Below are 2,566 nucleotides of genomic sequence, written 5' to 3' on the forward strand. Positions count from 1 at the left end.
AATCAATCTCGCTCAAACCATTGGTAAATGGCTGCCAGTGTGACGGGAACTCGGTCTCGCCAAGCCGGGCCAGCAATGCTGCCAGGGAGCTGCGGGTCGATTCGAGATAAAACACAAAACTCGCCCGTTGCAAGGCTCTGGCAGAGAGCCCCGAACAACCCACAGGGCCATGGATCAGCTGAACCACCCGGCGCCTCAACCAGCGGGCCGCCCAGTAACAGCAGAGATCCACCCCCGGCCCGGACGCCGCCACCAGACACTTCACCTGCCCCAGACGCAACACCAGCCAGAGGATCAGCAGGGTCTGCCACCCCTGTTTGAGCAGATAGCCGATGCCGGACTCCCGCCCCTTCAATATGTGGGGCAACCAAAGGGGGTGATGCTGACAACGGGGCCAGGAGTCGGGATCCTGGGTCAACACATGGCATGTGAGTTCGGGCATCCGTTTGGCCAACTCATCGAGCAGCACTTCGGTCGCAACCTTGGAGCCACCGCGAAACGGGATGGGATCCACGACGATGATCTTTCCAAACACCGGCTCAGTTTGCATGCTCATCTTGCTGCTCCCTTACTCTGGCACCTTGCGGCGGCCAAACCCCAGTTGCACTTTTTGCGCCACTCTTGCCATCCCACTCGCCAGCATATTGCGCCCTCTGGCAAGGAGTCGTTGCCCCGCCCAGTGAATGAGTGGTCGGAAGGGTGTGGGGGCCGTGGCGTGCCAACGACCAGCCAGCGCGGCGTCCCACACCGCCGTGACCCCGTCAACGTAGCGCGCCACCGTGAACAACTGTGCGGCACGCAGTTGAGCGGCCCGCCCCATTTCACATCGGCGCTGCGGATTGCTCAATTGCCGCCAGTGATCAGCCATCTCGGCCCAATCCCCCGGGGTTGCCAGCAAGCCAGTCACCCCCTCCTCCACCACTTCGGGGATGCCGCCCACCCGATAGGCACTGACCGGGAGCCCCAACATGCCCGCCTCCGCCAACGTCAGACCAAACACCTCCTCACGGGCTCCGGAGACCAGCAGATCCACCCCGCCCCGCAAGATAGCCGCGCTGTCCGGCCGCTCGCCGAGAAAGTGGACCCGCTCGGCCACCCCGAGCTCGACAGCCAACGCCATCAATGCTTCCCGCTCCGGACCGCTGCCAATAATCAGCAACTGGGCCTCCTCCCCCGATGCCATCAGGGCAGCCAGCGAGCGGATCAGCAGATCAATCCCCTTGCGTTTGATCAGGGAGCCGACGGTTGCGATGATCATATCCCCCGGGGGCAAGCCCAACATGCCGACGACCGGCCAGTGAGCACCGCCATTCAGGCGAGCGGCATCCACCCCGTTGGGTACCCGGATCAACCGCTCGGCCGCGCAGCCATCCTGGCGCCAACCGGTCAACACCGGCTCGCTCACCCCGATCAGCACGCTTGCCTGATGAACCCGCAGGCTGAACCTGTCTCTTGGCTGGTAACGGGCATGGAGGTGGCACACCAGCGGTACCTGCAACGCCCGACAGACCCCCACCAGCCACTGACAAGGGGCCGCGCTGTTGGCATGCACCAGCCCAATCTGCCGCTCGGTGATGAGCTCTCTGGCTCGCCGGGAGAGGCGCCGATGGGCAGCAAGATCAAAACGTGGCGCCTGCCATCCCAGCAGCAGGCTGAACGGCTCGACCATGGTTTCGACCTCTAGGGTGGCCGCCTCTGCCGCCAGCGTCGGGCTATTGCACCAGAGCAGGGGCGTAAACCGGCTGCGATCGAGGTGGGCCAGCAGATCCAGCAGGCAGCGTTCGCTGCCGCGGATCCAGTCCTCTCCGTAGTGAACCAGCAAAACAGGGGTTGCGTTCATCCTCTTGCTCCCTTTGGTGGCACTGCCGGCAACCGGGTTGCCTCCTGATGATCCTCAGCGGTGGCCTTCACCTCTGTGGCCGCCTGCTGTACGTACTTGATGGCGGCGACGGCCAGCGCCAGCTCCAGATAGATGGGCCAGGTAAAGCCCTGGGTCAGGAAGGATCCCGAAATCACAAACCCCACCATGCTGGCCATCACCCCCTGCATCGCCGTGATCACTGCAGGAGGCATGCCAGCGAGCTGGCAACGCCAGCAACTGCGCAGGGTCACCGTCACCATGCCGATAAACAGCGCCAGCCCGACAAAGCCGGTTTCAGCCAGCACCCCGAACCAGGTGGAGTGCACCGCATGATTGAGTCCATCCCAATGGGGGCTGTAGAAGAAATAGTTGTAATAGAAATTGGACAAACCCACCCCCACCAGCGGATGGCCCAACGCCATCCCCCAGGCCGCTTGCCAGGCGTAGATCCGCCCCATGGCCGAGGCATCGACACCGCTCTCGGCGGCGCCGCCAGATGCCCGGTCGCTGATCCCGGCGGCGGCAAACAGCACCACCAGCGCGACCATCCCCAGCGAGATCAACAGGGTTTTCGACTTCACCCGCTGCCAGGCAAACAGGCCACCAACGGCGCAGATACCCAGCAGACCACCGCGGCTCTGGGTGGCGATAATGGCGGCGGCGGTCAGCGCAAAGCCGAGCCCCCCCAGTAAACGCCCTCCCACC

The 2,566-nt window shown here is 64.0% G+C and carries 2 protein-coding genes and 1 pseudogene; all 3 read right to left on the reverse strand.

Annotated features, from left to right (window positions below):
* Positions 1 to 556, reverse strand: a pseudogene (locus AB5Y92_RS16710) (glycosyltransferase family 1 protein); the annotation flags it as partial.
* 12 nt (positions 557 to 568) lie between these two features.
* Positions 569 to 1,840 carry a glycosyltransferase family 4 protein gene (locus tag AB5Y92_RS16715; RefSeq protein ID WP_158109973.1) on the reverse strand — a complete coding sequence of 424 codons (1,272 nt, stop codon included), beginning with the start codon at positions 1,838 to 1,840 and terminating at the stop codon, positions 569 to 571.
* On the reverse strand, positions 1,837 to 2,566 hold a 730-nt coding region (locus tag AB5Y92_RS16720; RefSeq protein ID WP_368227190.1), incomplete at its 5' end, for an O-antigen ligase family protein. The genes AB5Y92_RS16715 and AB5Y92_RS16720, both read right to left, overlap by 4 nt.

Source organism: Aeromonas sp. R1-1 (genome assembly GCF_040908495.1).
Taxonomy (GTDB): domain Bacteria; phylum Pseudomonadota; class Gammaproteobacteria; order Enterobacterales; family Aeromonadaceae; genus Aeromonas; species Aeromonas veronii.

Excerpts from the sequence above, each read along its gene's own strand:
- AB5Y92_RS16715 (WP_158109973.1), bottom strand. The coding sequence starts at position 1,840 with ATGAACGCAACCCCTGTTTTGCTGGTTCACTACGGAGAGGACTGGATC.